The sequence below is a fragment of the Cryobacterium algoritolerans genome (genome assembly GCF_004402785.1).
GTDB lineage: Bacteria > Actinomycetota > Actinomycetes > Actinomycetales > Microbacteriaceae > Cryobacterium > Cryobacterium algoritolerans.
In genome coordinates, this window is sequence record NZ_SOFP01000027.1 from 25,000 (window position 1) to 47,629 (window position 22,630).

The window sequence follows — 22,630 nt, forward strand, 5'->3', positions numbered from 1 at the left end:
GGTGGAACCGAAGTGCCGACCCGGGGCCAAATCAACTCGACAGTTTCATCCGTCAAACTCAGAGCTGACCTCTGTTATGCTCCGCGGGAGAGGCAAATCACGAAACACGTAGCACGTAGCACGGGGGCCGTGCTCGTCTGGCGGCTCGTCAATCTGGGGGGATTAGTGTGACGACGGATCTGGATCGGCTTGGCCGGCGAAGTGTGTTGGGGCTTCGCCTGGCACGGCGAGCTTGCCACCGCGATGAGTGACTCCGGGCGCGCCGCTGCCGGTGTGACCGGTGGCTTTCTAGGATTCATTGCGATGAGCGTCGTCGCGGGGGTGCTTGTCGCCGCGGCGGTGACCCCGGCCATGGCCGTCTCGGGACTTGCGGCGACCAATGCAATCACGCTGTTTGATAATCTCCCGAACTACCTCAAGATCGGCGAGCTTGCCGAGGGGTCCACTATCTACGCCACCGCGGCCGACGGGTCGTTGCATAAGCTGGCCACCTTCTACGAGCAGAATCGCGAGGAGATCGCGTGGGAGGACATTCCTCAATTTGCGAAGGATGCCGCAGTCTCTGGTGAAGACCCTCGCTTCTTCGAGCACGGCGGCGTCGACGCCCAGGGAACGTTGAAGGCTGCTGTCCAACTCGCACTGGGTCGCGGCGGCGGTCGCGGCGGGTCATCCATCACCCAGCAATACGTGAAAAACGTGCAGGTGCAGAACGCGGTGATGAACGCCAAGACGACGAAGGAGCGAGAGGATGCCGTTGACGCGGCAACCGAGCCGACCCCGGATCGCAAGCTCAAGGAGATCCGCCTCGCGATCGGCGTGGAGAAGAACTACACGAAAACGCAGATCCTCGCCGGTTACCTCAACATCGCCTACTTCGGTGGAACCGTCTACGGGATCGAAGCGGCCAGCAAGTATTATTTCGGCGGCGTCAGCGCCAAGGACCTCACGCTGGAGCAGGTCGCGAGTTTGCTGGCGATCGTGAACTATCCCGAGAAGTTCCGGCTCGACCGTCCGGACAGTGTGAAGAACGGCGCGGCCAACGGCTACGCAGACAACAAGTCCCGGCGCGACTACATCCTCCACAAGATGCTCACCTACCAGAAGATCGGGGCGGAGCAGTATGCGGCGGCGATCGCGGCACCGGTCGTCCCGACGATCACGCCGCCGACCACCGGATGCGAGGCGGCCGGCGGGGCGGGCTTCTTCTGCGACTACGTCTACTGGAGCATCCGCACCAACGAGGCCTTCGGCGCCACCGCAGACGAACGCGTCGAGAAGCTACGCCGCGGCGGGCTGGACATCTACACAACCCTTGACCTCGGGTTGCAGGCCGCCGCCGAAGCCGCCATCAACGAGAATGTGCCCAGCACGGACTCGCGCTTCGACGTCGGTGCCACGGCCGTCACCGTGCAGCCGGGCACCGGCCGCATCGTGGCGATGGCCCAGAACAAGACGTTCAGCAACGATCCGGAGGTGCTCAAGGCGAACGGGCCGTCATGGACATCCGTGAACTACAACACCGACATCGACTACGGCGGATCCAGCGGGTTCCAGCCAGGCTCCACCTATAAGGCGTTCACCCTCGGAGAGTGGGTCAACGCGGGCCACTCACTTCGCGAGAACTTCGACGGGCGCCGGCGCACCTTCACCCATTTCACGAACAGTTGCGACGGCGATTGGAGCGGCAATTTCGCACCCCGCAACGACGATGGGCGCATCGCCAGCAATGCCGTCGACGCGACGAAGTGGTCGGTCAACTCCAGTTTCGTGGCCATGGCGAGCAAGCTCGACCTGTGCAAGATCAAGGAGCTTGCGCAGTCGTTCGGGGTGCACCGGGCCGACGCTGATCCACTGCAAATGTTCCCGTCGGACGTGCTCGGCACCCAGGAGGTCGCTCCACTCACGATGGCCGAGGCGTTCGCGGGAATTGCCAACGGCGGCGTGACCTGTTCGCCGACCGCCATTGACCGGATCGTCGACCGTTTCGACAAGGAAATTGCGCCTCCGGCCCGTGACTGCACGCAGGCGGTGCCGGCCAATGTCGCCAACGCCATGGCATACGCGATGCAGCAGACGTTCGCGGGCGGTGGAACGGCCACGGCCTCGAACACGGGAACCGGCGTGCCCCACATCGGGAAGACCGGAACGACCGACTCCGCCAAAGACACCTGGATGATCGGGGCCAGCGCGAAGGCGGCGACCGCGGTGTGGGTCGGCAACGTCACCGGCGAGGCCAACCTGCGCAATCTGAGGTTCGACAGCGGCCAGGCGGCCACCGCCCGCCACCGGATCTGGCCGCGCATCATGAAGGTCGCCGACGATGCCTGGGGCGGTGGCGCATTTGCTGAACCCGATGCGTCCGCCCTGCGCGTCGTGCGGGCAGGCATCCCGGAGGTGGTGGGCAAGGCACCGGAAGACGCTCGGCGCATTCTCGAGGCGGCCGGCTTCGGCGTCACGGATGCCGGACAACAGGATTCCGAGCTCCCCGCCGGACTGGTCTCGGCCACGAGTCCGTCCGGCACCGCGCCACGCGGCGCCACGATCTCCCTCTACACGAGCAACGGGGCCCGGATCCCCACACCTAAGCCGACGCCTTCGGGCTGACCCGGCCCGGCCCGGCTTGGGTCGCCCAACGGACGCGCTCTTCTGCGCACAGGCGGGACGGCGGCCAAGCGAATCCCGACAACAGGCGGCCGGTTGGTGGCAGGACCAGAGATCTGATCCTGACCCGCAACTTATTCGGTTACTCGGGCTCAAACGCCCTAACCCGGTCGGCCATCAGGACCTGTAGGGGAGCTGCCGGGTGGAACGCGAGCTGGGCTATCTGATTGCCCCGTCTACCTCGTGGGGTCGTGGTCTCGGTACAGCTGCTGCGCGCGCCGGAGTCGAATTCGGTTTCGATGGCCTTGGGGTCCATCGTTGGTCGCAGCACTGTGGTTGAGTGTGCAGGTGACAGTCGAGAGTCATTTTCGAAATCTCACCGTGGACGGGCTGGTCAACGTCCGCGACCTGGGAGGCCAGCGACGGATCCCGGGGCGTGGGCCGGCGGGCGAGAGGCCAAAGCCGGCGGGCGAAGAGAAATGAGCACCTGATGGGCAGCATCCTCGTGACCGGGGCCTCCGGAACGGTTGGGCGGGCGGTGGCCGACGCTCTTGTGGCGGCCGGTGAGCACGTCGTTTCCGCGGTGCGTGATCCTGCGTCCGGCGGCGACGCCTCTGGGGTCTCCATCACGCCGGGCAGCGAGGCGCGCGGGTTCGACTTCAGCGGTCCGTCCGGCTGGGCGAAGGCCTTCACCGGGGTCGACCGCCTGTTCCTGCTGCGCCCTCCCGCGATCGCGAATGTGGAGGAGACTCTGCTTCCGGTGATCGACCGGGCGCTGGAGCACGGAATCCGTCACATCGTGTTCCTCTCCATGCAGGGAGTGCAATTCAACACCATGACGCCGCACCACGCCGTGGAGAGACACTTGAAGAAGCGGAAGGCGCCCTACACGTTCCTGCGGCCGAACTTTTTCATGCAAAACCTTTCGACCGTTTACCGGGACGAGATTCGCGACGACAGCGAGATCTACCTGCCGGCGGCCGGAGCTCACACGGCGTTCATCGATGCCAGGGACATCGGCCGGGTCGCCGCTCGCGTGTTCACGGAACCCGGGCATCTGAGCAAGGCCTACACGCTCTCGGGCGAGCAGTCGCTGACCTACGACCAGGTCGCGGGCGTCCTCTCAGAGGTGCTCGGACGCCGGATCACCTACGCCCGACCGACCGCCTCGGAGTACAGCGCGCGGCTGGCGGCCCGCGGCGCCACCGCGGACTTCATCGCGGTGCAGCAAATGATCTACCGGATCGTGCGACTCCAGGTGTCCGCGTTCCCGAACCGTGCCATCCGAAAGCTGACCGGCACGCCGGCGACCTCGTTCCGGCAATTCGCGATCGACCACCAGGCCCTCTGGGAATAGCCGTGCGCCCGCAGCAGCAGGCGCAGGGCGCCCGGGTCATCCGTTCGCGCGGGACGGCCGCACGACCTCGCCGCGTTGGGTGAGCTCGATGACCTTCTTCGTGCCGTTCGCCAGGGTGACCTCCACCTCGAACGCGTGATCGACGGCGCTGCTGCGGCCGAACCCGGTCACGGTGCCGCCACCCACCTCGGCGAGGGCTACCTGCCCGGCGCTGGTGCGCTCGAGGCTGGCATGTTCGGCGCTGTCCAGGGTGCGTGCGGGGAGCCCTGCTGCGACGTCGCCGAGCCAGCCGGGCGCGCTCACCCAGACCACGGTGAATGACCTGTCGAGTTCGACGGTCACCTCGACCCCGTTCGCGAGCCGGGTCTCCACGGCATAGGGCGGGCCGGGGGCCGTGCGGCGGTGGGCATCCGTCACCGTGCCGGGGCCCAGTTCGGCCAGTGCGGCGTCGCTCGCGTGCGCCAGCACCGTGCCGGTGAGTTGTGTGTCGTCGGTGCTGCCAACGGTGGCGATTCCGGCCATCGCGAGGATGACGGACGCGCCCACGACGGCGGCGACTATCCACGTTCGCTTCTGCACCCGGGTTGACGTGATGATACTCATGCCCCCCAGTGTGGGGGACAGACCGCGCATTCGGATGACAGCCGCGCCGAGAATTACTCGCTTCTCAGCCTGCGCACGCTGGCGAGTGAGGCAGGGTCAAGCGAACGACACTCCACCTGCATCCCCGAACCCGGCACGCCCGGTGATTCACCGGAATCTCCCCGTTCGGGGGACTGCTGCCGGCAGGCGGCGACTCGCTAGATTCGACTGAGCAGCTGGGGAGAACGATGACGACAGACAGTTCGGCCGTGCGGCAGCGCTTCCCGGCCCAGTCGGTCATCGAGCAGTTGCTGTATGAGCAGGGGAGCATGCCACCCCTGTCCTGGCTCGCCCGTCTCTTCGGTGGTTCTCCGCTCGGCGTCGAGGGGGTGCCTCGGTACCTGGGTGCGAAGGGCGAGATCACCGTCGGCGCCCTCCTGGAGACGCTCCCGCCGGAATGGATCGTCTTCCACGCCATCCCCATCGCCGGTCGCAATTCTGACATCGACCATCTCGTGGTGGGCCCGGGCGGCATCTTCACCATCACCTCGATGTGCCACGTCGGCGCCACACGCCACAGCGCCGATGTCTGGGTCGGCAAACGCATCATGCTTGTTGCCGGCCGGAAGGTTTCTCACTTGCGTGATTCCGAGTGCGAGGCCGAGCGGGTCACACACCTGGTCCGGGAGAGGATGCCGCTGCTCACGCCGGTGCAACCGGTGATCGCGCTGGTCGACCCGAAGCGCCTGACCATCGCGGACAAGCCGGAGCAGGTCAAGGTGATCGATGCCCAGGACCTGCGCCGATGGTTGGTGAAGCTCCACCCTGTGTTGAGCGCCGGGGAGGTGCAGGAGGTCTCCGACCTGGTCGACAGTCCGAACACCTGGCGACCGCTGCCCCTGCCCACTGCCGACGACGACCTGATGGAGCGCTTCACCGCGCTCGATGCGCAGGTGCGGTCGGCCGGCATCCGCCGCCTGCTCTGGGTGCTGGTCGGTGCCGCCACCGCGATCGGTGTCAGCATCGTCGTGCTGCACGCCCTCGAAGCCAGCCAGATCGTCGGCTGAGTCGGCGCCCGCGCGCCTGAACGGCACACCAACGATCGGATAACACCCCCTGAACGGGGGCGTTCTCGTCACTCGGGCATGATCTACTCGGGCGAATGGATGCGACACGAAGACAATTCATCACGACCGCGGGAACCGTGGCGGCCGGGGCGCTCGTCGCCGGCGGCACCATCGCCGCACAGGCTGTGACCGGTGTCACGACCGGTGCCGCAGGCGCTATGGCCGCCTCGAGCATGCCGAACCCCGCCGACTCCGGCATCGACCACATCATCGTGTTGATGATGGAGAACCGCTCCTTCGACCACTTCCTGGGCTGGGTGCCAGGTGCCGACGGCAAACAGACCGGGTTGAATTACCGCGACCGCTACGGGCTGCCGCGTTCCACCTATCACCTCGCCGACTTCCAGGGCTGCGGTCATCCCGACCCCGACCACTCCTACGAGGGCGGGCGGATCCAGTTCAACGGGGGAGCCTGCGACGGTTGGCTGAAAGCCGGCGAGAGCGACGAATTCGCCGTGGGCTACTACGACGCCGACGACCTCGATTTCTGGCGCCAGGCCGCACCGGACTGGACCATCTGCGACCGCTACTTCGCCGCCACCATGGCCGAGACCTACCCGAACCGGTTCTACCAGCACTCCGCCGCCACCGACCGCACCCACAACTCCACGGTCACCAGCACGCTGCCGACCATCTGGGACCGCCTGGCCGACGCCGGGCTGGGCGGCAAGTACTACTTCGGCGACGTGCCCTTCACCGCACTGTGGGGCACGAAATACCTGGGAATCTCCCACCCGCACGCCGATTTCCTGGCCGACTGCGCCTCGGGTGCCCTGCCGGAGGTATCGTTCGTCGACCCCCGGTTCAGCGACGAGGGGTCCGGCACGTCGGGCGACGACCACCCGCACGCCGACATCCGCTCGGGCGAGCTCTTCCTCGCCGAGGTGTACGCGGCCGTTACCCGCAGCCCGGCCTGGGCCCGCACGATGCTGGTCGTGAACTACGACGAGTGGGGCGGCTTCTTCGACCATGTCGCCCCGGCCACGGCCCCGGATGCCGACCCGGGCAACGCCCTACGCGGCTTCCGGGTACCCTCCATCGTCATCTCGCCGCGCGCCAGGCGAGGCCACATCGCCCATGACACGTATGACCACACTTCCGTGCTCAAGGCGATCGAATGGCGCTGGGGCCTCGCACCGCTGACCAGCCGGGATGCCGCCGCCCGTAACATCGCCGAGGTCCTCGACTTCTACACACCCGTGAACCTCAGCGCTCCCGGCTACCAGGTGCCCCCGTTCGTGGCCGGGGCGCCGTGCACTCCGGTGGGTACCCCTTCCGTCGAGGAGTGGCCCGCCCTCCGGCAGAAGGCCGTCGCAGATGGGTGGGTGCTCTGATGAGCCTGAAGCGGGCCACCTACGCGAGGCCGCAGCGTGGTTCTCTGCGGCTCGCCCTCGGACTGCGTCGGCTCTTCGGATTGCGGTGGGTGGCCGCCGCTGCGCTGATCCTGCTCGCCGTCGCCGGGGCCGGCCAGACGATCGGCCAGGCCCAGGCCGGTGCGGCGCCCGCGCGGGCCGCGGCCGGCTACCTCCCGGGGGCGAAGCACGTCTTCGTGATCAACCTGGAGAACAAGGGCTACGACAGCGCCTGGGGTGCGAACTCGGCTGCCCTCTACCTGTCGGGGACCCTCCGCGGCCAAGGCGTGTTGCTCACCCAGTACTTCGGGGTGGCACACAATTCCCTGCCCAATTACATCGCACAGCTTTCGGGGCAGGGGCCGAACCCACAGACCCAGGCCGACTGCCAGACCTACTCCCCGTTCGTCGGCACAGGAACAGCCAGTCCGGGCCAGTTCGTCGGCGACGGATGCGTGTACCCGGCCGACGTGCCCACGGTCGCGGGCCAGCTCAGCGACACCGGGCGCAACTGGAAGGGCTACCAGGAGGACATGGGCACGGCGTGCCGGCATCCGTCGCCCGGAGCCGTCGACGATACCCAGAAGGCCAGGGTCGGCGACCAATACGCGGTCAGGCACAACCCGTTCGTCTACTTCGCGGGCATCACCGGCTCGCGCGACTGCGCCCGGAACGACGTCGACCTCGGCGCCCTGAAGACCGACCTGGCCACGGTTGCCACCACCCCGAACCTCTCGATGATCACCCCGAACCTCTGCCACGACGGCCACGACGCGCCCTGTGTCGACGGCGAGCCGGGCGGACTGGCCAGCGCCGACAACTGGCTGAAGGAATGGGTGCCGGTGATCACGGAGTCACCAGCGTTCAAGAAAGACGGCGTGCTCGTGATCACCTTCGACGAATCCGACAGCCCGCAGTCCGATTCGTCCGCCTGCTGCGGTGAAGGCCCGGGGCCAAACAGTCCGCTGCCCGGGATCACCGGGCTCGGTGGCGGCCGGGTGGGTGCCCTGGTGCTGTCGCCGTTCGTGGCCGGCGGAACCACGTCGACCACGCCGTACAACCACTACAGCCTGCTCGCGAGCATCGAAGACACCTTTGCGCTGCCCTACCTCGGCTACGCGGCCACGCCGGGGCTCAACCGGTTCGGCCTCGACGTCTACAACGGAGGCTGACCCGGCTGCACCGAAGGCCGGCCGCGCCGCGACCGGCCGAGTCCTCTCGCGGCAGGCTAGGTTGGGCAGGGTGAACAGCGACCTGACGGATGATGCGGCCGGCTTCCTGACCGAACGCCACCTCGGTGTCCTGTCAACCCTCGGGCCGCGGGGCAGCATCCACTCGGTACCGGTCGGTTTCACCCTTGATGGTGGTGTCGTGCGGATCATCACCTCCGACGGTACCCAGAAGGTGCGCAACGTGGAGCGTGGCGGCCAGGCCACGGTCGCCCAGGTCGACGGGCGGCGCTGGATCTCGTTCGCCGGCCCCGCGCGCATCATCCGCGACCCGGATGCCGTCGCCCGGGCGGTGGCACTCTATGCCGGGCGCTACAAGCAGCCCCGCGTAAATCCGACCCGGGTCGTGATCGACATCGTCGTGGATACGGTGATGGGGTCGCCCACGATGCGTCCGGCCGGGCCAACGGCAACGTCGGGATGATCCAGAGAGTGATACTCCGGTCCTTTATCATCAAGCCGCCAGCGCTGTGGGTGGCGCTGTCAGGAATGGCGAGCACGGATCATCGCATGTGCTTTCTCGGGCTCTGGTAGATCGGCTTCGAATTCACGTGTGCCGTCAGTCTCAAGGCCGATGATTCAACCAACTGGGCTCGGATCCAGATCATCGAACGATTGGTTATGAACGAAGCAATTTCTCACACGTGGATACCTGAGCGCCGTCGAAAGTGCCTGCGAGTTAGCTGGGCGGAGGGGACACAGGTCGGCGGCCGCGAGGCGATTGGAAGCGGATGAGGTAGCCGTCAGGATCGGTAACGAGGAACTGTTCCACTTCGGCGTCTTCGTTGCCGACGCGGTACCACTTCGTTTCGGGCTGCATGAGGAGGTCGATACCGGCATGCGCGAGGGCGGAGACCAGATGCGTGATGCTCGGGACATTGATCTGAAAGTTGATTCCGCGACCGAGTGGGGCTTCGAGTGGGCCAGTGATCCAGTTCCGACCGACTCCGATCTGTTCCAGCATGAGGTGGGCCGAGCCGAGCGCGATATACGCGAAGCGCTCCTCGGGGCGCGAGTGACGGATTTCGAAACCGCACACGTCGCGCCAAAAGACGAGGCTGCGCTCGACGTCGACGACCAAGAGTTCGGGGACCAGCGCCGGTTCAGGGGTCTCAGTCATGGCCAGGTGGTGTTCGGCGTCGGCCGCTGCGGCGCAGCCGGTCCCTGCTGCGGTTGCGGTGAGGCCTTTCGGTTCGACGCTGAGGAGTTCGAGCATCTCCGTGACTTTGGTTGTGATCTGGTCCCGCACGACTCGCACTTCCTCGATGGGAAGGCTTACCGGGTCGGCGAGGGCCCAGTCCTGATAGTGCTTGCCGGGGTAGATCGGACAAGCATCGCCACAGCCCATCGTGATGACGACGTCGGCCGCCTGAACCACGTCATCCGTGAGTGGCTTGGGGAAGGCCTCGCTGAGATCGAGGCCGAGCTCGTTCATGACCTGCACGACGGCCGGGTTCAACTGGTGCGCCGGTGCGGACCCGGCGGAGCGCGCGTGCACGGCCCCACCGGAGAGGGCGTTTGTCAACACGGCCGCCATCTGGGAGCGGCCCGCATTCTGCTCGCAGACGAACAGAACCTCTGGCACGGGACTCCCGCTTGCGCCCTTGACCTGGGCGAGGGCGGTCAGTCGGTCGGTGGCGAACCGGATGGTGTTGCTGGTCAGGTGCGCCTTGACCGTCGCTGTGCGGAGGAGTGCGGCGTGGGACTCGAGCACGTACCGCTCGACCGTTTCTGGGCCGAAGATCCCGGCGAATCTGCGGGCCAGGTCGTCGGCGAGGCGTTTGAGGTAGTCCTCCGGGTAGGTCAGGCCCGGGAGCCCGCGCCGGCCTTTCACGTCCGTCATGGTCGGTGCCCTAAACGGTTGCGGGAAGGATCTCAGCGAGGAGGGCTTGGACGCGCGCCTTAATATCGTCCCGGATGGGCCGAACAGCGTCGAGACCTTGGCCGGCCGGGTCGGCCAGCTCCCAGTCCTCGTAGCGCTTTCCGGGGAAGATCGGGCACACGTCGCCGCAGCCCATCGTGATGACGACCTCGGAAGCTTGAACCTGATCGGTGGTCATCAGCTGAGGAACGGCCTGCGAGATGTCGATGCCTTCTTCAGCCATCGCCCGGACGGCCATCGGATTGATCTGGTTTCCGGGCTCTGAGCCACCAGAGCGCACTTCGACCTCGCCGCCGGAGAGGGCCCGCAGGTAACCGGCGGCCATCTGTGAACGGCCGGCGTTGTGGATGCACACGAACAGGACGGTGGGCTTCTCAGACATGCGGGTTTCCTAACTCTCGAATTACCCAAAGCATAGACGCTTATCTATGGATTGGCCATCTCGAGAGGGAGAGTTCACCCGGCAATCACGTCGCCGGAGCGGCTCGGATACCCATCACGACCAGCAACGCACGCACGCGGACATCGATCTCGTCGCGAATGACGCGCACACCCTCCATCGGCAGCCCGACCGGATCCGCCAGGTCCCAGTCAAGGTAGGTACGGCCCGCAAAAACGGGGCAGGCATCGCCGCAGCCCATGGTGATCACATAGTCGGCGGCCCGCACCACCTCGTGCGTGAGGGGTTTGGGGTATTCCCCGGCAAGAGGCACACCGATCTCGTCGAGCGCTGCGACGACCAACGGGTTGACGGCTCCCGCGGGTTCCGAACCGGCCGTGAGGACGCGCACCCGGTCGCCGGCCAAGGACCGGAGGAGGGCCGAAGCCAATTGGGAGCGGCCGGCATTCTGCACACAGACGAACAACACCTCAGGAACGGTGTGGGTGAGTTTGCCGTCCGCCGCGGAAAGCGCCCGCAGCCGGTCGCCGGCGAAACGGGCGGTCAGCGAGGGCAGGTAACGGGTGATCTTCGCCTGCCGGTCAAGGAGTTCGTAGCTCTCCTGCACGTAGCGGCCGATCGTCTCGGGCGAGAAGACTCCGTGGAATCGGATGGCCAGGTCCTCGGTGATCCGTGCGAGAACGTGAGGCGCGACGACTGCGGCGACCGGGTCGTGCTGGCGCCGTGTGGATTCGATTACGTCCGCGATGCGGTCGGGAACGACGGAGTACCAGGCCTGTCGCCCGATCTGCTCGCGGGCGAGCAGCCCTTCCTCGGCCATGATGCGCATGTGGTGACTCACGGTCGGCTGGGTCAAGCCGAGGGTTGTGGCGAGTTCGCCCACGAGGGCGCGGCCGCCCGGCCCGGCGACGATCAGGCCCAGCAGTTGAACCCGCGTGGGGTCGGCCATCGCGCGAAGGCTCCGGGCGATGTTCTCGGCGGCGGCACGGTCGAGTGCGCGCGCCTCACTCAGGCTCGCCTCGCCATCGGCATCGGTACGCATAGACGTGAGTCTATGCGAACGTCCCTGACCGTCGACCGCGCGTCACGGGCCACCAAGGTGGGTGGCGGGTTTTAGACCGGTTGCGGGCTGAGCGCAGTGAGCGCGGCGAGCCGGTCCTCCCCGATGGGCTCTGTGGGCAGCAAGGGAAGAATAGCCACGCGACCCGACAAGGAGCGCACCCTGGTGATCTGCTCGAGTTCGCTCGCGGCGCGCTCACGCAGGAAGGGTGACTCCGGCTGGGCTGCGGCGATAGAGCTATTCACCACCCACGCCCACGGCTGAATTCCCGCCCGCTTGAGGTCTTCCTGCAGGATTTCAGCCTCGAGCACCGGCGTTGTCTCGGCGAGGGTGACGAGGATGACTTTGGTCTGATCTGGGTCTTGCAGACGCATGAGCGGGGTTGTGAACGACAGGGAGTCTTCGATCTGACGGGCCATCTCGCGGTGGTAGGACCCCGTTGCGTCCAGGAGCAGGAGCGTGTGCCCCGTGGGAGCGGTGTCCACGACGACGAACTTACGGCGGGACTCGTGGACCACCCGGGAGAACTGCTGGAAAACGGCGACTTCTTCCGTGCACGGCGACAGCAGGTCTTCGGCAAGGGCAGCTCGGCCATCCGCGTCGAGATTCTTGCCCTTGGTGGCCATCACATGGTCGCGGTAGGTCCGGACGGCCTCGACCGGATCGATGCGGGACACCTCCAGCCCGGGGACGCTGCCGTGCAGCGTCTCGGTGAGGTGCGCGGCCGGGTCCGTTGTGGTCAGGTGTACGGCGTGGCCTCTCTTGGCCAGGGCGACCGCAATGGCCGCGGCGATCGTCGTCTTGCCGACCCCGCCCTTGCCCATGCACAACACAAGTCCGTGATCATCCAGGTCCAAATCATCCACCAGGGCGCACAGTGGGGCGTCGATAACGTCCAGTGCTAGCGATTTCCGGTCACGGATGCCGGCCTGCCCGGATGCCGCAAACAGGGTTTGCAGCGCGGGGACGCCGACCATGTTGGTCGCCTTCAGCTCCAGCACGTCGCGCGGAAGCCCAGCGATGGCTGCCGGAATGGCGCTCATCGCAGCACCCTCCCGTGTACGCACGGCCCGGGTGAGCTCCTCGTCACCGGCTGCCTCGGGTAGAACGCCGTTGATAACGACATAGCCTCGGGATATCCCGATCTGGTTCAGCTCCAGGTAAGTGCGTTCGATTTCGGCCAGGGAAGAGGTTTGGGGCCGGCTGACCAGGATGAGGCGCGTCAGCGCCGGGTCGGTCAGCGCGTCGACGGCTGCGGCGTACATCGAGCGGTGTTTATCCAGTCCGGAGAGCGGGCCAAGGCACGACGGGTCGCCCTTGCCTGTGTCGAGGAACTCGGTCCAGGTCCCGGGAAGCCGCAACAGTCGAATGGTGTGCCCGGTCGGGGCCGTGTCGAAGACGATGTGGTCGTATCGCCCGAAAACGCTCTCGTCGGCCAGCAGGCTGGTGAACTCATCAAAGGACGCGATTTCAGTCGTGCAGGAGCCCGAGAGCCCCTCGGCGATGCCGGCCAGCTCGTCGTCGGGCAGCAGCCCGCGCACGGGGGCGATGATGCGCTCCCGGTATGCTGCTGCTGCCTGCTCCGGGTCGATCTCGAGGGCGAACAGCCCGGGAACCTCGTCGATGGGCGTGACCGTATTGCCGATCGTCATGCCGAAGACCTGCGCGACGTTGGAGGCCGGATCGGTGCTGACCAGAAGCACCTGCCGGCCGTCACGGGCGAGGTTCAGGGCCGTGGCGCAAGCCACGGACGTCTTGCCGACGCCGCCCTTGCCGGTGAAGAAAAGAAAGCGGGGAGGGTTCTTGAGGAATTTCATCAGGGGCCTAGCAGCAGCCGGTCGTGCCGCCGCAGCATCCGCCCGATTTCTCGGCCAAGCCCAACTCTGCCCGAGCCGGAGCCGGGGCCCCCTTCGAGGCGCTGCCGAGGCCGGCGAAGTCGAGCAGTTGGGCGCGGCTCGGGTAACTGCCAGTGGCGACGGTGACGCCGTCGACGACCGTGAGGGGAAGCCCCGTCGAACCAACTGTGTGCATGAATGCGCGCGCGGTGTCGTCGGTGGTGAACGCGATCGGGTCGGTCGCCAGGTTGTGTCGCTCGATGTCGACGCCGAGATCCTTGAGGTTGCGTACAGCGGCGGTCACTGTGACCAGCGACGGGTCACTGTCGGTGCCGCAGACACCGGACGCGCAACACAGGGCCGGCTCGTAGATTCGAATGGCAGCCATTTGGTTCTCCTCGCTTCGGTATATCGATTTCTATCGATACTTCAGCATGTCAGGCTATATCGATGGATGTCAATACGGTACTACGATGGTCCCATGTCGACCACCACGCTTCCGATCACCGATTCCGCAGCCTGCTGTGCGCCGCTCACCAGGGAGGCGCTGGGCGCCTCGCAAGCCGACGGCCTTGCACGGTCGCTGAAGGCCCTGGCCGACCCGACGCGGCTGCGCCTGATCTCGATCGTCGCGGCCTCCGAAGGTCAGGAAGCCTGCGCCTGCGACCTGACCGCACCGGTCGGACTGAGCCAGCCGACCGTCTCCCACCACCTCAAGGTGCTGACTGATGCCGGGTTCCTCAGCCGAAGCCAGCGCGGCACCTGGGCACACTTCGCCCTCGTCCCGGGCGCTCTGGACTCCGTCGCACGGCTGCTGACCAGCGCGTGAGCGACGCACCATCGGCTCGCCGCACGCTGAGTGAGTTCCTCGGCAGCGCTCTGCTCGCCGTGATTGTCATCGCCTCCGGGTCCGCGCCAGAACACCCGCGCCCGCGGTCGCGGCAGCGCCCTCGGCCTCCTGCTCGTGAGCGTCCTCTACCCACAACGCCGCGTCGCCAACCTCGCCGGTCTCCAAGTTGCCGGAGCGCAGCGCTACATCGAAGAAAGGGGCGAAGCCATGACCGAGAAGTCCGACATCATCGAGCACGTCCGGGAACGCTTCCAACTGCGTCATCAACCTCTCCGCCGATAAGAACGGCGTCATTTCCGAGATGTTCCGCACCCTGAAGCCAGGCGGCCGCCTCGGCATCTCTGACGTCGTTGCCGAGAACCAGCTCAGCGCGGAGGACCGCATCCAGCGCGGCACTTTCGCAGGCTGCATCGCCGGAGCGCTCTCCCATCAGGAATACGTCAGTGCTCTCACCGCGGCCGGGTTCGTCGACGTGAGCGTCGACTACACCCACGAGGTCGCACCCGAAATGCACGGAGCCATCGTCAAAGCGGTCAAACCCGCGTTCCAGCACTTCCAGGTCGTGCCGGCGGGCAGAATTTAGTTGGCCTGCGGTCTGAAGATGTGTATTGCCTCACGGATTGCATAGAAGACGATCACATAGCCAGCCAGTGGGTCTGCCCACCACCATCCCAATGCCAGATTGAGGGAAAGGCCCAGAAGGACTGCCAGCGCAAGGAGACCGTCCATGAAGGTCACGCGTCCTTCGGTTTCCAGAACGGGGTTGCCCAGTGCCCGACCGGTGCTACGTTTACCGGCCGCCAGGACAAACATCACCACGGCTGTCACCGCGGTCCAGACGACACCTTCCCAACTGGGTATCGCGCGGTGCGTGCTGATCAGCGCAATCGTTGACTGGACTGCAAGATAGGCACCCAGACCGACAAAAGCAACGCCAATCAGTCTCAGCGCCTGTTGCTGGCGAGCCTGACCCGTGCCGGACAACTCCCACAGGACAACTGTGCTGGCTCCGATCTCGATGAGGCTGTCCAGGCCGAACCCTGCAAGAGCCACCGAGGAAGCTGCGAACGCCAGCAGAGCGAGGATGCCGACGCCAATGATGTTCCAGCCCAGCGTGATCCATTCCAGCGACCTTCCCCTGCGCAAGAGATCGGCGGCGACATCGGTGGACAGTGCGGAAGGCATAGTTCCTTTCTCGTCGTTGGGGCGATCCGAGTCAGTGTTGGTGCTCGTCGGCTGTTTCGAGTTCGCCTGTGAGGGCTGAGATGGGAACCGTGCAGGATTCGCCTTTCCAGGCTTCCACGCCTTCGCGGACGGCGAAGAAGACCACGACGAGGGCCGCGATGGCGTCGGCCCAGGCCCAGCCGAAGAGACTGTTGAGCAATAGGCCGAGGAGAACGGCCGCCGAGAGATAGGCGCAGATCAAGGTCTGTTTGGAATCCGCAACGGCGGACGCTGAACCGAGCTCGGTTCCGGTCCGCCGTTCCATGAAGCTGAGGAACGGCATGATCAGCAGGCTCAGCGCGGTCAGGATGATTCCGAGGGTGCTGTGGGCTGCAGTGTTGATCCCGGCGAGGGAGAGGCCCGCGTCAATAGTGACGTACAGGGCGAGGGCGAAGAACGACACCGCGATCAGACGCAACGCCGTTTTCTCACGGGTCTCGGGGTCTGGCGCGGAGAATTGCCAGGCGATCGCGGCGGCGGAAAGCACTTCGACGATGGAGTCCAAACCGAACCCGATCAGAGCGGCGGAGGAGGCCACGCTGCCGGCGGTGATCGCGATGATGGCTTCGAGGACGTTGTAGCTGATCGTCACGGCCACGATCCACCGAATTCGGCGGCGAAGAACGAGGGTCCTGGGGGTGGGCAGGGCCGCATCCTGGTGAAGGTAGGTGTCCTGAGTCATGAGTGGTCGGCGCCTCGCTCGTGCGCAAGATGCGTGGCGGGTTCAAGCTGGAAGGTGCTGTGTTCGACGTCAAAGTGGCCCACGAGGCAGGCCTGCAGTTCATCGAGGACGCGGGGGGCGTGACCGTCGTGGAAGCACTCGTCGGTCAGGATGACGTGCGCAGACAGAGCCGGAAGATCCGATGTCACCGTCCAGGCGTGCAAGTCGTGGACGTCGAGGACATGGGCGGGCTCCAACAGGTGGCCGCGGATCATGGCAAGGTCAACGTTTTCGGGTGTCCCTTCCAGGAGTATGCGACCCGAGTCACGCAGGAGCCCCCACGCGGCGTAGAGCATCAGGCCCACGACGACGAGGGAGGCGATCGCGTCGGCACGGTTGAACCCGGTCAGAAGGATCACCAGGCCCGCGATGACGGTGGCGATGAACCCGTACAGGTCAGTCAGGATGTGCTGGAACGACCCTTCGACGTTCAAGCTGGTCCGGTTCGCTTTCGCGAGAACCCAAACAGCAACGAGGTTCACCGCGACGCCGAGGAGGGCCACGAACAAGACCGGGCCGCCCTGGACGGGCGGCGGATCGATCAGGCGGCGAATAGCTTCGATCGCAACGATCGCACTGATCACGACGAGGGTGATGCCGTTCACCGCGGCCGAGAGGATCTCGGCTCGCTTGAAACCAAAGGTCCAGTTCGCGCTTGTCGGCCGCGCGGCCAAGCGAATCGCGAGCAGAGACCCGGCGATCGCGGCCGCGTCCGTGAGCATGTGACCGGCGTCCGACAGGAGCACCAGGGAGCCGGAGATGATCGCGACGATCACCTCGATGACCATAAATCCGAGGAGCATTGCCAGGGCGACCATGAGATAGCGGGAGTCCGCGCCCGCAGTCGCGCCGTGCGCGTGGGGTGCATCCTTCTTCGTGGTGTCGGTCACTCCCTGTCCGTCCGTGAGATGGCATGCTCGGGGTGGGCCGCCACGGTATGCCCGGTGTGCGTCAGACCAAGATCCAGCAGCATCCGCACGTGAGCGTCGTCGAGACGGTAGTAAGCCATCCGCCCCCGCCGAGACACGGACACGACCCGGTGCGCGCGAAGCAGGCGCAAGGCGTGACTGACGGAGCTTTCGCTCATCGAAGTGGTCGCGGCGAGGTCGCAGACACACATTTCTCCGCCTCCGAGCAACGACATCAGCAATCGGAGCCGGCCGGGATCGCCGAGGAGGGAGAACACGTCCGCCAACTCTGTCACGGCGTGCGCGCCGGGAAGGGTGTCTCGGACCCAGGCGACCTTTCCCGGGTCCACCATTTTCAGTTCACAGGCGTCGATCGCCTCGATTTCCACAGCCATCACAACTCCTCATCTGATTAAACGTTCAGATGAAGAGTAGCAGAGTAGGTGTCTGCCTAAAGGAGTTCGCCGCCGGCATGCCAATGCGTCCGCTCGCGGCTATGGTGCGGACTCAGGGCTCGGTGTCCGAAGGCTCCGGGATGGCAGAGACGTCAGGGGTGATGGGGATGCTTTCCCCCTGACCGGCGATTACCTTGAAGGCGGTGTCATCGTTCAACAGTGTGGCCCAGCCCGGCGGGCAACTGCTGGACAGCTTCCCTGCGGAGAACTTTACGAATGCGCCTCCGACCTGCCTGCTCACCCGGACGTCGCCCCGGCCGGACAACCCGTCGAGACCAGTGCATGAACGGCAGACGATGACGCGCGGCGAGAGCAGTCGGACGCGTCGTTCTTCACCGAACTGAGCATGGATACAGCCCGCGGCCGAACCACATGTGAAGAGGTCGAGGAATCCGAAGCCGACCTGGCCCGGTTCCGCATCTGGATCGGCAGAATCCGTACCGGGGACTACTCACCGCCCCACTCGGCGACCGTGTCCAGGACGAGCTGGCCCGCGCAGAAGAGGCAATGACTCGATTCGCGGAAGCCGCGATGCTCGCCAGTCAGAGCCCCGACCAGAACGTCAACCGGGCTGACCCGGCCCCCGACGGCTGCGCTCGCTCTGACGGCACCACGACCGCAGAGCTGCCAGGACGGAGACACGCACGAGCAACCTACAGCGTTACGCAAATCCTTCATGCCGGCAGATCCGGCCGGGTTTTGACGCACTGGGGGAGAGCGACTTGCGGATCAGGACTCGGCGGGAAGCCACCGGTGAACCTCATCGGTCAGGGCGTCCAAGGCCCGACAGATGCTCACGAGGGCCTCTTCAACCCCCCGAGGGGCGGCGCCGTCCTCCTCGATCGTGTTGATGTGGCCCTCGAGCAGGCCGAGCTGGGTCTGGACGATCGTCATGTTGTCAACCATCAACCCAGCGTAGGCGGGGCGTCGATGCCGGCCGTCCGACGGGGCGAACAATGTCGTCGACCCGGTGACCCGGCGGCGCCTGGAGACGGATGATGGTGTCATGAGAAGACCGCGCAGGCGCTGGGTCATCGCCACGGCCGTAGTGGTGCTGGTCGCGCTCGCCGCGGCGGTGCTGTGGCAGGTCGCCGGGCCGCGGGGCGCAACCCCGGTGAACCGGGCCGGACCGACGAGCGCCCCCGACGCGTCGGCCCACCCCGGTGTGCAGCACATCACGGTGATCAACCTCGAGAACAAGAGCTACGACCAGACCTGGGGGGCCGGCTCGCCGGCTCCCTACCTCTCGTCGACGCTGCGCGACGAGGGAGTGCTCCTCAGCCAGTACTTCGGGGTGGCGCATCACTCGTTGCCGAACTACCTCGCGCAGATTTCCGGCCAGGGCCCGAACCGGCAGACCCAGTCCGACTGCCAGACCTACACCTCGTTCGAACAGACCGGTACGGCCGCGTTCGGCCAGGCCATCGGCGACGGCTGCGTCTACCCGGCCGGCGTGCCCACGGTGGCCGGCCAGCTCAGCGACACCGGCCGCACCTGGAAGGGCTACTCAGAGGACACGGGGGAAGCGTGCCGGCATCCGTCGCCCGGTGCCCATGACGACACCCAGCGCGCCAGGTCCGGCGACCAGTACGCGGCCCGGCACAACCCGTTCGTCTACTTCGCCGCCATCACCGACTCGCCGGACTGCGCGCGGAACGTGCTGGACCTCGGCGCACTGCCCGCCGACCTCGCCGCCGTCGACACCACGCCGAACCTCGCGATCATCACCCCGAATCTCTGCCACGACGGCCACGATGCGCCCTGCGTCGATGGGGAGCCTGGCGGCCTGGCCGGCGCCGACGCGTGGCTGCGGGAGTGGGTGCCGCGGATCCTGGCCTCACCGGCCTTCCGGCAGGATGGCATGCTCGTGATCACCTTCGACGAGTCCGACAGCGTGGAATCCGACTCGACCGCCTGCTGCGGTGAATCGGCCGGGCCGGGTGCCGCCCGGCCCGGCATCGACGGACCCGGCGGCGGCCGGGTCGGCGCCCTGGTGCTCTCCCCGTTCATCGCGGGCGGCACCGAATCGAACACGCCCTACAATCACTACAGCCTGCTCGCGAGCATCGAGGATGCCTTCGGCCTGCCCTATCTCGGTTACGCCGCCACGCCTGGCCTGGCCCGGTTCGGGGCGGATGTCTTCACCTCCTTACCCTGACTTATCCAGGCTGTGGATGATCCGTCCAATGTCACGGGTCCGGGTCGCCACTAGATTCAGGGCATACCGATGCCGAGCGAATGGAGCACGAGTGCACAACCAGGTCGATCACAGCCGGGCCGCGACCTCGAGGCCACTGGACGGGATCCTGGTCGCGGACTTCTCCAGGGTGCTGGCCGGTCCGCTCGCCACCGTGACGCTGGCCGACCTGGGAGCCCGGGTGATCAAGGTGGAGCGACCGGGCAGCGGCGACGACACCCGCGGCTGGGGCCCGCCCTTTTCCGCCACGGGGGCCACCTATTTCGAGAGCGTCAACCGCAACAAGGAATCCCTCTGCCTGGACCTCGCCGACGACGCCGACCTCGCCGTCGCCCGGGCGCTCGCACTCAAGGCCGACGTGCTGGTCGAGAACTTCAAACCCGGTGGGATGGACCGTCTCGGACTCGGCTATGACAGCCTCCGGGCGGAAAATCCCGGCCTCGTCTACGCCTCGATCACCGGGTTCGGAAGCGCCGGAGGGGCGGATCTGCTCGGCTACGACTTCATGGTGCAGGCGTTGGGTGGGCTGATGAGCGTGACGGGGGATGAGAGCGGTCCGATGAAGGTCGGCGTCGCCCTGGTCGACGTGCTTACGGCGAAGGACGCGACCATCGGAGTCCTGGCCGCCCTGACCGCCCGCGCGGCCACCGGCCTCGGAGCGCGGCTGGAGATGAACCTGCTGTCGAGCCTGCAGGGCGCGCTGGCCAACCAGGCCCAGGCGTACCTCGGCGCGGGCGTCGTGCCCGGCCGGATGGGCAACCGGCATCCGTCGATCGTTCCGTACCAGTTGCTCGCCTGTGCGGACGGCCCACTGGCCGTGGCCTGCGGCAACGACGGCCAATTCGCCAGGCTCGTTGGGGTGCTCGGCGACGAGGGCCTGGCCACCGACCCGCGCTTCTCGACCAACTCGGCACGCGTGCATCACCGGGAGGAGCTCGTGGGCCTTCTGGAAACGCGCCTCGCGGGGGCTCCGGCGCTGTCCTGGCAGAACCGGCTCACCGCAGTCGGCGTGCCGGCCGGGCAGGTGGCCAGCATCGCCGAGGGCATCGAGCTCGCCCAGTCGCTGGGGCTGGAGCCCACGATCGAGGTGCAGAATGCCTCGGGCGCCACCGTGGGCCGCCAGATCCGACATCCCGTCAACTGGACGCCGCCGTTGGCGCCACGAACCAGCGCGCCGCCGGCCCTCGGCGAGCACAGCGACGCGATCCGCGCCTGGCTCGCCGGCCCCGGAGCTTAGACGGGCTGCACCGGCTGTGCGGTCACGCCGCGCATGGCCAGCCACAGGTTCGCGGCCACATCCGGATCATCGAGGTCCTCGTCGATCAGCCGGGAGGCAATCTCAATCCGGTGTCTCAGGGAATTTCGGTGCAGCTGCAGGTCCCTGGCGGTGGTCTCCCACTGGCCGCGATGGCGCAGGTAGCACCGCACGGTTTCCAACAGATCCGCCCTGGGGTACCCCTTGAGTGCGTCGACCCAGGCCTCGGCCCGCGGATCGAGCATGTTCTCCACCGGCACCAGTTGCCCGGGCGAAGCGCGCCGGCACGCCCTTCCCACCTCCAGCACGCTGCCGGAGACCTGACCGAGCGGCACCGGGCCGCTCACCGCGGCCGCGAACCGGGCAGGGCGGGCAGTCGGCGGTAGTCCGGGCCCCGGAACCGCGGCCGAACCCCGCCCGCTCCATCCCTGTCCAGTCGAGCCGTCCGGCTCCGCATTCGACTCGTCGTTCTGCTCGGCCAAGACCAGGTAGCTGAGCCCGTCGAAGGTGCACCGCAGGCTCGAGCGTCGGATGCTCCGCCGCAGCTCCGCGGCGTCCTCGCGAGTCGCCATGGCGGCTATGACGTCGGCAAGCTCCTCGGTCGAGAGCAGGTCCACCTGGTCGCCGGTGACGGCCAGAACCCGAACCCGTTCCGTGAACGGGGGCAGGCCCAGTTCCGCCGCGGCGAGGCGCGCGGCATCGATGTAACCGTGCAGGAGCATGGTCGCGGTGGTTCCGCCCAGAATCGCGTTGGCGCGGCGAAGTTCCCAATCCTGTTGCGCCGTGATCGAGAGCAGCATGCACCCGGTCAGCATGAGCTGGCGGTCGGACGGGCGAAGCGAGCGCCCGGCCCCGACCGCCAGGAACCCGGCGGTTCGCCGGCCGGCCACGATGGAGTACTCGACCACATCCGTTCCCAGCAGCGGGAAGGTCGCCGCGGCGTGCGTGCCGGCCAGGTTCAGCCTCGCCGTCTCTTCTCGCAGCTTCGGCAGAACCCGGCTCTCGGTCGGCGGCCAGAGGGACTCCGGTGAGCCGTCGGCCGGCAGGTATGCGGCCCAGCCGCCCAGCGCCTCGGCCAGGGCCTTCACCACGGATGCCGCGGCTGCCGGCCGTGTGGCGGCGCGCGCGAGTGAGGTCTGCAGTCCCAGGTTCGCGGCGAAGTCGGCCTGTTCGGTGCGGCTCACGAGGTCCCAGTAGGACCGCGACACCTGCAGGAAGGGGGTCCCGTCCGGAACGATCAGCAGCGCCAGCCCTGCCTCCCGGCACGCGTCGGCGAGGTGCGGCGGAACGTGGTCGGTACCCGCGCCGAGGCCGAGGCCCAGGGCTGCCACCCCGTGGTCGACGAGCCGCCCGACGTACCGGCGCACATGCTCGTCGGTTCCGGCCACGGGGATCCCGGTGGTCAGCAGGAGTTCCCCGCCTCCCAGATACGGCGTCGGGTCGTCCAGCTCGGAGATGTGGACCCCGGTGAGGTCACGGCGGGCCGGTCGCTCGCCGTGCGGCTGAAGGTCGCGTCCGAGTCGTTCCTGAAGCTGCGCCAGGCTGATCGTCACCATGGGGATCCTTTTCGACTCTGAATCGGACAATATCTTGGA

24 protein-coding genes are annotated in these 22,630 nt (G+C 66.8%); 11 read left to right on the forward strand and 13 right to left on the reverse strand.

Annotated elements, in window-relative coordinates; all coding sequences use genetic code 11:
• The first annotated feature begins 303 nt into the window (after window positions 1–303).
• The 3 genes from E3O19_RS05475 to E3O19_RS05485 all read left to right on the forward strand — a co-directional run bounded on the left by E3O19_RS05475 (window position 304) and on the right by E3O19_RS05485 (window position 3,958).
• Entirely contained in the window at window positions 304–2,604 is a 2,301-nt protein-coding gene (locus E3O19_RS05475) for a transglycosylase domain-containing protein (protein ID WP_166804478.1), read from the forward strand.
• A gap of 199 nt (window positions 2,605–2,803) precedes the next feature.
• Window positions 2,804–2,941, forward strand: a complete 138-nt coding sequence (locus E3O19_RS18790) for a GNAT family N-acetyltransferase (RefSeq protein ID WP_134565948.1) — start codon at window positions 2,804–2,806, stop codon at window positions 2,939–2,941.
• 150 nt (window positions 2,942–3,091) lie between these two features.
• Complete coding sequence (locus E3O19_RS05485; RefSeq protein ID WP_134565950.1) at window positions 3,092–3,958, forward strand: SDR family oxidoreductase; 867 nt, start codon at window positions 3,092–3,094, stop codon at window positions 3,956–3,958.
• A gap of 36 nt (window positions 3,959–3,994) precedes the next feature.
• Here the strand turns inward: E3O19_RS05485 and E3O19_RS05490 are convergent, their stop codons facing one another.
• On the reverse strand, window positions 3,995–4,561 hold the full coding sequence (locus tag E3O19_RS05490) for a PepSY domain-containing protein (RefSeq protein ID WP_134565960.1): 567 nt from the start codon (window positions 4,559–4,561) through the stop codon (window positions 3,995–3,997).
• A gap of 227 nt (window positions 4,562–4,788) precedes the next feature.
• Here E3O19_RS05490 and E3O19_RS05495 point away from each other — a divergent pair, with 227 nt between their 5' ends.
• From E3O19_RS05495 to E3O19_RS05510, 4 genes are all read left to right on the forward strand, one after another.
• On the forward strand, window positions 4,789–5,607 hold the full coding sequence (locus E3O19_RS05495; protein ID WP_134565962.1) for a nuclease-related domain-containing protein: 819 nt from the start codon (window positions 4,789–4,791) through the stop codon (window positions 5,605–5,607).
• A 95-nt stretch (window positions 5,608–5,702) separates the two neighbouring features.
• A complete protein-coding gene (locus E3O19_RS05500) occupies window positions 5,703–7,001 on the forward strand; it encodes an alkaline phosphatase family protein (protein WP_134565963.1) in 1,299 nt (432 codons plus the stop codon).
• On the forward strand, window positions 7,001–8,191 hold the full coding sequence (locus E3O19_RS05505) for an alkaline phosphatase family protein (RefSeq protein WP_134565965.1): 1,191 nt from the start codon (window positions 7,001–7,003) through the stop codon (window positions 8,189–8,191). The genes E3O19_RS05500 and E3O19_RS05505 overlap by 1 nt, the downstream gene beginning before the upstream one ends.
• A gap of 70 nt (window positions 8,192–8,261) precedes the next feature.
• Window positions 8,262–8,672, forward strand: coding sequence for a TIGR03618 family F420-dependent PPOX class oxidoreductase (locus E3O19_RS05510; RefSeq protein WP_198413862.1), 411 nt, complete (start codon window positions 8,262–8,264; stop codon window positions 8,670–8,672).
• 255 nt (window positions 8,673–8,927) lie between these two features.
• Here the strand turns inward: E3O19_RS05510 and E3O19_RS18660 are convergent, their stop codons facing one another.
• The 5 genes from E3O19_RS18660 to arsD all read right to left on the reverse strand — a co-directional run bounded on the left by E3O19_RS18660 (window position 8,928) and on the right by arsD (window position 13,813).
• Window positions 8,928–10,091 carry an arsenate reductase/protein-tyrosine-phosphatase family protein gene (locus tag E3O19_RS18660; RefSeq protein ID WP_134565969.1) on the reverse strand — a complete coding sequence of 388 codons (1,164 nt, stop codon included), beginning with the start codon at window positions 10,089–10,091 and terminating at the stop codon, window positions 8,928–8,930.
• Between the two features lie 10 nt (window positions 10,092–10,101).
• Window positions 10,102–10,512, reverse strand: a complete 411-nt coding sequence (locus E3O19_RS05520; RefSeq protein WP_134565971.1) for an arsenate reductase ArsC — start codon at window positions 10,510–10,512, stop codon at window positions 10,102–10,104.
• Between the two features lie 85 nt (window positions 10,513–10,597).
• A complete protein-coding gene (locus E3O19_RS05525) occupies window positions 10,598–11,572 on the reverse strand; it encodes a metalloregulator ArsR/SmtB family transcription factor (RefSeq protein WP_134565973.1) in 975 nt (324 codons plus the stop codon).
• A 71-nt stretch (window positions 11,573–11,643) separates the two neighbouring features.
• Window positions 11,644–13,407, reverse strand: coding sequence for an arsenical pump-driving ATPase (arsA, locus tag E3O19_RS05530; protein WP_134565975.1), 1,764 nt, complete (start codon window positions 13,405–13,407; stop codon window positions 11,644–11,646).
• 7 nt (window positions 13,408–13,414) lie between these two features.
• A complete protein-coding gene (arsD, locus tag E3O19_RS05535; RefSeq protein WP_134565977.1) occupies window positions 13,415–13,813 on the reverse strand; it encodes an arsenite efflux transporter metallochaperone ArsD in 399 nt (132 codons plus the stop codon).
• 93 nt (window positions 13,814–13,906) lie between these two features.
• Between arsD and E3O19_RS05540 the strand changes: the two genes are divergently transcribed.
• Window positions 13,907–14,254, forward strand: coding sequence for an ArsR/SmtB family transcription factor (locus tag E3O19_RS05540; RefSeq protein WP_134565979.1), 348 nt, complete (start codon window positions 13,907–13,909; stop codon window positions 14,252–14,254).
• Window positions 14,255–14,320: 66 nt separating this feature from the next.
• Here the strand turns inward: E3O19_RS05540 and E3O19_RS05545 are convergent, their stop codons facing one another.
• Window positions 14,321–14,539, reverse strand: a complete 219-nt coding sequence (locus E3O19_RS05545; RefSeq protein ID WP_134565981.1) for a hypothetical protein — start codon at window positions 14,537–14,539, stop codon at window positions 14,321–14,323.
• Here E3O19_RS05545 and E3O19_RS05550 point away from each other — a divergent pair.
• Entirely contained in the window at window positions 14,538–14,858 is a 321-nt protein-coding gene (locus tag E3O19_RS05550) for a class I SAM-dependent methyltransferase (RefSeq protein ID WP_338145075.1), read from the forward strand. The two genes, E3O19_RS05545 and E3O19_RS05550, sit on opposite strands and share 2 nt — an antisense overlap.
• Here the strand turns inward: E3O19_RS05550 and E3O19_RS05555 are convergent.
• From E3O19_RS05555 to E3O19_RS17720, 5 genes are all read right to left on the reverse strand, one after another.
• Window positions 14,855–15,460 (reverse strand): cation efflux transmembrane domain-containing protein, encoded by a 606-nt coding sequence (locus E3O19_RS05555; RefSeq protein WP_134565984.1) that lies wholly within the window; start codon window positions 15,458–15,460, stop codon window positions 14,855–14,857. The two genes, E3O19_RS05550 and E3O19_RS05555, sit on opposite strands and share 4 nt — an antisense overlap.
• Before the next feature lie 31 nt (window positions 15,461–15,491).
• A complete protein-coding gene (locus E3O19_RS05560) occupies window positions 15,492–16,181 on the reverse strand; it encodes a cation efflux transmembrane domain-containing protein (protein ID WP_134565986.1) in 690 nt (229 codons plus the stop codon).
• The gene (locus tag E3O19_RS05565; RefSeq protein WP_241981217.1) at window positions 16,178–17,110 is read right to left on the reverse strand and encodes a cation diffusion facilitator family transporter; all 933 of its coding nucleotides are present in this window, start codon (window positions 17,108–17,110) and stop codon (window positions 16,178–16,180) included. The genes E3O19_RS05560 and E3O19_RS05565 overlap by 4 nt, the downstream gene beginning before the upstream one ends.
• The gene (locus E3O19_RS05570; RefSeq protein WP_241981218.1) at window positions 17,107–17,523 is read right to left on the reverse strand and encodes an ArsR/SmtB family transcription factor; all 417 of its coding nucleotides are present in this window, start codon (window positions 17,521–17,523) and stop codon (window positions 17,107–17,109) included. The genes E3O19_RS05565 and E3O19_RS05570 overlap by 4 nt, the downstream gene beginning before the upstream one ends.
• 789 nt (window positions 17,524–18,312) lie before the next feature.
• Window positions 18,313–18,489, reverse strand: a complete 177-nt coding sequence (locus E3O19_RS17720) for a hypothetical protein (RefSeq protein WP_166804479.1) — start codon at window positions 18,487–18,489, stop codon at window positions 18,313–18,315.
• Between the two features lie 100 nt (window positions 18,490–18,589).
• Here E3O19_RS17720 and E3O19_RS05575 point away from each other — a divergent pair, with 100 nt between their 5' ends.
• Both E3O19_RS05575 and E3O19_RS05580 read left to right on the forward strand, forming a co-directional pair.
• Window positions 18,590–19,741 carry an alkaline phosphatase family protein gene (locus E3O19_RS05575; RefSeq protein WP_134565988.1) on the forward strand — a complete coding sequence of 384 codons (1,152 nt, stop codon included), beginning with the start codon at window positions 18,590–18,592 and terminating at the stop codon, window positions 19,739–19,741.
• A gap of 91 nt (window positions 19,742–19,832) precedes the next feature.
• On the forward strand, window positions 19,833–21,017 hold the full coding sequence (locus E3O19_RS05580) for a CaiB/BaiF CoA transferase family protein (RefSeq protein ID WP_241981219.1): 1,185 nt from the start codon (window positions 19,833–19,835) through the stop codon (window positions 21,015–21,017).
• On the opposite strand, the gene E3O19_RS05585 is transcribed toward E3O19_RS05580, so the two are convergent.
• On the reverse strand, window positions 21,014–22,591 hold the full coding sequence (locus tag E3O19_RS05585; protein ID WP_166804480.1) for a PucR family transcriptional regulator: 1,578 nt from the start codon (window positions 22,589–22,591) through the stop codon (window positions 21,014–21,016). The two genes, E3O19_RS05580 and E3O19_RS05585, sit on opposite strands and share 4 nt — an antisense overlap.
• Window positions 22,592–22,630: the final 39 nt, after the last annotated feature.

Bases quoted from the DNA above. Each gene is read 5' to 3' on its own strand.
- E3O19_RS05475 (WP_166804478.1), top strand. From the start codon at position 304: ATGAGCGTCGTCGCGGGGGTGCTTGTCGCCGCGGCGGTGACCCCGGCC.
- E3O19_RS05485 (WP_134565950.1), top strand. From the start codon at position 3,092: ATGGGCAGCATCCTCGTGACCGGGGCCTCCGGAACGGTTGGGCGGGCG.
- E3O19_RS05490 (WP_134565960.1), bottom strand. From the start codon at position 4,561: ATGAGTATCATCACGTCAACCCGGGTGCAGAAGCGAACGTGGATAGTC.
- E3O19_RS05495 (WP_134565962.1), top strand. From the start codon at position 4,789: ATGACGACAGACAGTTCGGCCGTGCGGCAGCGCTTCCCGGCCCAGTCG.
- E3O19_RS05500 (WP_134565963.1), top strand. From the start codon at position 5,703: ATGGATGCGACACGAAGACAATTCATCACGACCGCGGGAACCGTGGCG.
- E3O19_RS05505 (WP_134565965.1), top strand. From the start codon at position 7,001: ATGAGCCTGAAGCGGGCCACCTACGCGAGGCCGCAGCGTGGTTCTCTG.
- E3O19_RS18660 (WP_134565969.1), bottom strand. From the start codon at position 10,091: ATGACGGACGTGAAAGGCCGGCGCGGGCTCCCGGGCCTGACCTACCCG.
- E3O19_RS05520 (WP_134565971.1), bottom strand. From the start codon at position 10,512: ATGTCTGAGAAGCCCACCGTCCTGTTCGTGTGCATCCACAACGCCGGC.
- E3O19_RS05525 (WP_134565973.1), bottom strand. From the start codon at position 11,572: ATGCGTACCGATGCCGATGGCGAGGCGAGCCTGAGTGAGGCGCGCGCA.
- arsA (WP_134565975.1), bottom strand. From the start codon at position 13,407: ATGAAATTCCTCAAGAACCCTCCCCGCTTTCTTTTCTTCACCGGCAAG.
- arsD (WP_134565977.1), bottom strand. From the start codon at position 13,813: ATGGCTGCCATTCGAATCTACGAGCCGGCCCTGTGTTGCGCGTCCGGT.
- E3O19_RS05540 (WP_134565979.1), top strand. From the start codon at position 13,907: ATGTCGACCACCACGCTTCCGATCACCGATTCCGCAGCCTGCTGTGCG.
- E3O19_RS05545 (WP_134565981.1), bottom strand. From the start codon at position 14,539: ATGACGCAGTTGGAAGCGTTCCCGGACGTGCTCGATGATGTCGGACTT.
- E3O19_RS05555 (WP_134565984.1), bottom strand. From the start codon at position 15,460: ATGCCTTCCGCACTGTCCACCGATGTCGCCGCCGATCTCTTGCGCAGG.
- E3O19_RS05560 (WP_134565986.1), bottom strand. From the start codon at position 16,181: ATGACTCAGGACACCTACCTTCACCAGGATGCGGCCCTGCCCACCCCC.
- E3O19_RS05570 (WP_241981218.1), bottom strand. From the start codon at position 17,523: ATGGCTGTGGAAATCGAGGCGATCGACGCCTGTGAACTGAAAATGGTG.
- E3O19_RS17720 (WP_166804479.1), bottom strand. From the start codon at position 18,489: ATGGTTGACAACATGACGATCGTCCAGACCCAGCTCGGCCTGCTCGAG.
- E3O19_RS05575 (WP_134565988.1), top strand. From the start codon at position 18,590: ATGAGAAGACCGCGCAGGCGCTGGGTCATCGCCACGGCCGTAGTGGTG.
- E3O19_RS05585 (WP_166804480.1), bottom strand. From the start codon at position 22,591: ATGGTGACGATCAGCCTGGCGCAGCTTCAGGAACGACTCGGACGCGAC.